Below are 4,427 nucleotides of genomic sequence, written 5' to 3' on the forward strand. Positions count from 1 at the left end.
GTGGTCGAGGTCGGCGAGGTCGAAGTTGGTGGCGTACCCCAGGCTCATGTCTCGAGGGAGATCGGTCGGCGCGCCGACGTCACCGAACCCGGTCCCGGGGAACACCCAGAGCCCGTCGCTGACGACGTCCGGTATCCCGTCGCCCGTGACATCGCCCACGCGCACGTTGTCAGCCCCGACGTGCGCCCGCGGCGCCATCGTCTCGAACGCCGGGCCGGTGGTCGGAGTCACGGTGAGGCGGTAGTGGTTGTCCATCGCGATGCCCGACGCATTCGTGACCCGCACGAACAGCGGGCCCGCTGCGGCCGCGGAGACGAGCACGGACTCGTCGGACGACGGCCCCCAGCGGTCCGCACGCCCGAGCAGACCGCCCGAGGCGTCCCGCACCTCGATGACGGGGTCCAGCCGGTCGGCGTTGTACCAATGGTCGACAACCTCGACGTCGACCGCGTACCAGCCCCGCTCGGCCGCGGTGTAGCGGAACCAGTCGACATCACCTTCGGGCGAGAGCGTCGCGGTCGCACCGGCGTCGGTCAGAGCGCGGGCCGTCATGCGCGTGTCGTCGTCCGCACCGTCCGACCGCCAAGGCCCGAGAGGGACCGCCACTGCCGCGGGTGCGTCGTCAGACGCGGTGACGGCGGCCGCAGCATCGATGAGCCCGAACCCGTAGAACGGGTCGACCCCTCGCCGACCCACGTCGTTGGCGGTGCGCTCGAGCCGCAGCTCCAGCTCGGCAGGGGAGAGGTCCTCTCGCGCGAGCACCAGCGCCGCAACACCGGCGACGACCGGTGCCGCGTACCACGACCCGTCGCCCGTGGTGTAGCCCCACGTCGGCACCGGTCCGTACAGGCTCACGCCCGGTGCTGCGAGCGACACCGTGTCGCCCCACCGCGAGAGCGGCGCGAGCCGCCCGTCGTTGTCGGTCGCCGTGACGGAGATCAGGCCGGCCACCTCCGGGGCGTAGGCAGCGGGATACGCCGGCGCATCCGTCGCCGTGCCTCCGGCCGGAGCGACGACGAGGGCTCCGGCCGCAACGGCATCCTTGATCGCGGCGAGCAGCACGGGGCTCGGCTCGTCGCCCGACATCGACAGGTCGACGATGTCTGCGCCGTGGTCCACCGCCCACTCGATGCCCTCCGCCACGTCCGAGTCGGCGCTCGTCCCATCGGGGCCGACGACGCGGACCGGCAGGATCATCGCCTGAGGGGCGACACCCGCGGAGCCGACTCCGTTGTCAGCGCTCGCAGCGATGATGCCGGCCATGACCGTCCCACTGCCTGCGGGGTCGTCGGCGTCGTCGTCGTGGTCCACCAGGTCGATCCCGGGAAGAACGCCACCGACCAGGTCCTCGTGGGTCGCCTCGACACCCGTGCCCAGGACGGCCACGACGACGCCGTCGCCCACGGACTCGTCCCACGCCCGCGGCAGCCGGATCAGGTCGAAGTAGGTGGCCGACCAGGGGACGAGCGGGTCGGACGGCCACTGGCTGGTGGTCCGGACGTGGTCGACCTGGGCGTCGTCGACGCCGGCCGACGCCGCGAGCTCCGCAGCGACCTCGACCGGATCGTGGTCCCCAACGGCCAGCTGGACGTACCCCGTGCTCCCCACGTCGCCATCGAGTGCGGCGTCGGCTGCATCGACGACAGCCATCTGCTGAGCCCCCGACGTGCCGGCCGCGAACTTGACGAGCACATGGTCAGCGTCGGCGGAGTCGTCCGACGCTCCCACCAGATCGTCGGCTTGTTTGGCGCTCTGGGCCGACGTCCCGGAGTGGTCGCCATCCTCGAGGGCGCGTGCGGGCGCGGCCGCGAGGGAGAGGGGCACGGCAACGAGAAGCGTCGTGGCGGCGACGAGGAGGCGGGACATCGAGTACTCCAGCTGGGGTCAACTGCCCGACTGGCGTTCATCGAGGCGGGCGCAGCGTACTGACTCCGCGCGCCTCCCTGAAATCCCCGTGTCGCGGACCGGCTGAAGCCACGCAAAAGCCGGCACCGGGCGAGGTATCGAGAGTCGCGAGAGCCCGACCGCACGTGATTCCGCCGGATCGACGAGGGTGCTGGGGCTGACGTGCGCGCAGGGCCGGGTCTCCACCCTCCTGGAGACCCGACCCTGCGACGTCCACCCCAGCGTGCCTCGCCGCCGTCACCGAGTCAAGTGGTCATTGACGATGGTCATATGCACTATCTCGCGTCGGTGAGTCGTCCGCGCGCTCCGCAGTTCCAGACTCCGAGTCCTGAAGGCCGCGCGGAGCGAGCTGAAGAACATCGGCTACGAGATCTTCGTCGGCGTGCTGTCGCTGCTGTCGATCTTCGACCTCGTGCTGATCGGCTTCGCCCGGCGCGGCGGCGATCTCGACCAGGTGCTGCTGGTCATGAACGCGATCTTCAGCGGCACCTCCTCATCGACTTCACCTACCGGCTCGCGACCGCCCCCTCGCGCAGCGCGTACTTCTTCCGGCACTTCGGCTGGGCGGACCTGCTGGCCAGCGTGCCGTTCCCGCAGTTCAAGTTCCTGCGGATCTTCCGCCTGGTGCGGGTGTTCCGGCTGCTGCGCGAGGTGGGCGGTCGGGCCGTCGTACGCAGCCYGCTCCGCGACCGGGCCGAGAGCGCGCTCCTGATCCTGCTGCTCACGGGCATCCTCGTGCTCCAGTTCGGCAGCCTCGAGATGCTCCGCGTCGAGCACGCCGCCCCCGGCGCCAACATCACGACCGCGTCCGACGCGCTCTGGTACACGATCGTCACCATCTCGACCGTCGGCTACGGCGACCAGTACCCCGTGACCAACGCCGGCCGCGTCGTCGGGGTCGTCATCATCGTGGTCGGCGTCGGCATCTTCGGGACGTTCACCGGCTACCTGGCCAACCTCTTCCTGGCTCCCCGCAAGCGGCCGACCGGGACTGTCGACGAGCCCACGCAGCTGGACCGGCTCCGCGCCCTCCTGGCCATGCCCGACGTCACCGTCGCGGACGTCGACCGGCTCCTCGAGCTGCGTGGCGACACGTCGACCGGGGGCGACGCACCCCTCACGTGAGGTCGAGCGTCAGCGTCCGTCCCCAGTCGTGCTGGCTCTCCAGCTCGAACCCGACGCGGTGATAGAAGGCGACCGCGCCCTGGTTGCGGTCGTCGACGCCCAGGTAGAGGCCCGGTACGCCACGGCCCCGCAGCGCCGCGGACAGCGTCTCGACCAGCCGGCGCCCGAGGCCCTGCCCCTGGGCGCGGGGCAGCAGGTCGATGTGCATGTGCGCCGGGAACCGCTCGAAGAGCGCCTCGTCCGCCCGCGGCCACTCGTGGATCCGCTCGATCAGCACGTGGTCCTCGCTGCCGTCGCGCGGGTCCTCCCGGCGCGGGTAGCGGGCCCGCAGGGCCGGCCACCAGGCCTGCTCGAGCCACTGCTCGAACCGGGCCGTGTCGGCCGTCGCCACGATGTAGCCCACCAGCCCGAGCTCGTCGACGACGACGAACGTGAGGCCGGGGTCGGCGATCGGGTACGGCCCGGCGTAGAGGTGGGGCAGCAGGTCGGGGTCCCCGTACAGCGACGTCGCGTCGCCGCCCACCTCGCCCGTCAGCAGGCAGATGCGGTAGATCGACGGCAGGTCGGACGGGTGGAACGGCCGGATCACAGCGGGCATGACCACGACCTTCTCACGGGCTCACAGGAATCAGGGGTCCAGGATCGGCGTCGACGTGCCGATGACACGAGTGTGACGCTCATCACCGACTCCGCCCCCGACCTGCTGCACCAGGTGCTCGTCGTCGCCGTCGGCAAGTGCGACGACGACGGCAACAGCGTCGGCCCCCTGTACAGCGTGCTCAGCTGCGCCCCCGCCCTGCGCCCGGGTGCGGTCGTCGCCACGCCCGACGAGGCGTTCGCGCTCGCGCGGCAGCACATCGGCGCCCAGCCCGATCCCGAGACCTACGAGATCGTCAGCCTGCTGGCCTGACGGAGCCTGCTGACAAATCGTCACGACTCAGTCACCCTGAGTCATGGCGACGCCCCCGGCCGGTCCCCGCACCGACGTCTCGCGCGCCGCCCCCGACTCGGACGGCGCCCACCGGTCGGCCTTCCCGCCGATCGCCAGCTACGCGTTCCTGTCCGACTGCGAGTCGAACTGCCTGATCTCCCCCGCCGGCGCCGTCGAGTGGATGTGCGTACCCCGGCCCGACTCGCCCAGCATCTTCGCGTCGATCCTCGACCGCGGCGCCGGGTCCTTCYGCGTGGGTCCGCACGGCATCCGCGTCCCGACGGCCCGCCGCTACCTGCCGGGCACCCTGGTCCTGGAGACGACCTGGCAGACGCCGACGGGCTGGCTGATTGTCCGCGACGCGATGGTGATGGGGCCCTGGCACAACCAGGACGAGCGGTCCGCGACCCACCGCCGCACCCCCACCGACGACGACGCCGAGCACATCCTGCTGCGGACCGTCACC

The 4,427-nt window shown here is 71.5% G+C and carries 5 protein-coding genes; 3 read left to right on the plus strand and 2 right to left on the minus strand.

What is annotated here, in order from left to right; genetic code table 11:
- A partial coding sequence (locus tag ACXJKG_RS19765; protein ID WP_456847435.1) for a S8 family serine peptidase occupies positions 1-1,866 on the minus strand: 1,866 nt, incomplete at its 3' end.
- A gap of 534 nt (positions 1,867-2,400) precedes the next feature.
- Between ACXJKG_RS19765 and ACXJKG_RS19770 the strand changes: the two genes are divergently transcribed.
- On the plus strand, positions 2,401-3,030 hold the full coding sequence (locus ACXJKG_RS19770) for a potassium channel family protein (protein ID WP_456847439.1): 630 nt from the start codon (positions 2,401-2,403) through the stop codon (positions 3,028-3,030).
- Here ACXJKG_RS19770 and ACXJKG_RS19775 read toward each other — a convergent pair.
- On the minus strand, positions 3,023-3,628 hold the full coding sequence (locus ACXJKG_RS19775; RefSeq protein WP_456847436.1) for a GNAT family N-acetyltransferase: 606 nt from the start codon (positions 3,626-3,628) through the stop codon (positions 3,023-3,025). The genes ACXJKG_RS19770 and ACXJKG_RS19775 overlap by 8 nt on opposite strands.
- Positions 3,629-3,700: 72 nt before the next feature.
- On the opposite strand from ACXJKG_RS19775, the gene ACXJKG_RS19780 reads away from it, so the two are divergent.
- Together ACXJKG_RS19780 and ACXJKG_RS19785 are read left to right on the plus strand one after the other, a co-directional pair.
- A complete protein-coding gene (locus ACXJKG_RS19780) occupies positions 3,701-3,940 on the plus strand; it encodes a hypothetical protein (RefSeq protein ID WP_456847437.1) in 240 nt (79 codons plus the stop codon).
- Between the two features lie 43 nt (positions 3,941-3,983).
- Positions 3,984-4,427: trehalase-like domain-containing protein (locus tag ACXJKG_RS19785; protein WP_456847438.1), on the plus strand; the 444-nt coding region annotated here is incomplete at its 3' end.

The sequence above is a fragment of the Cellulomonas sp. P5_C6 genome, assembly GCF_054049635.1.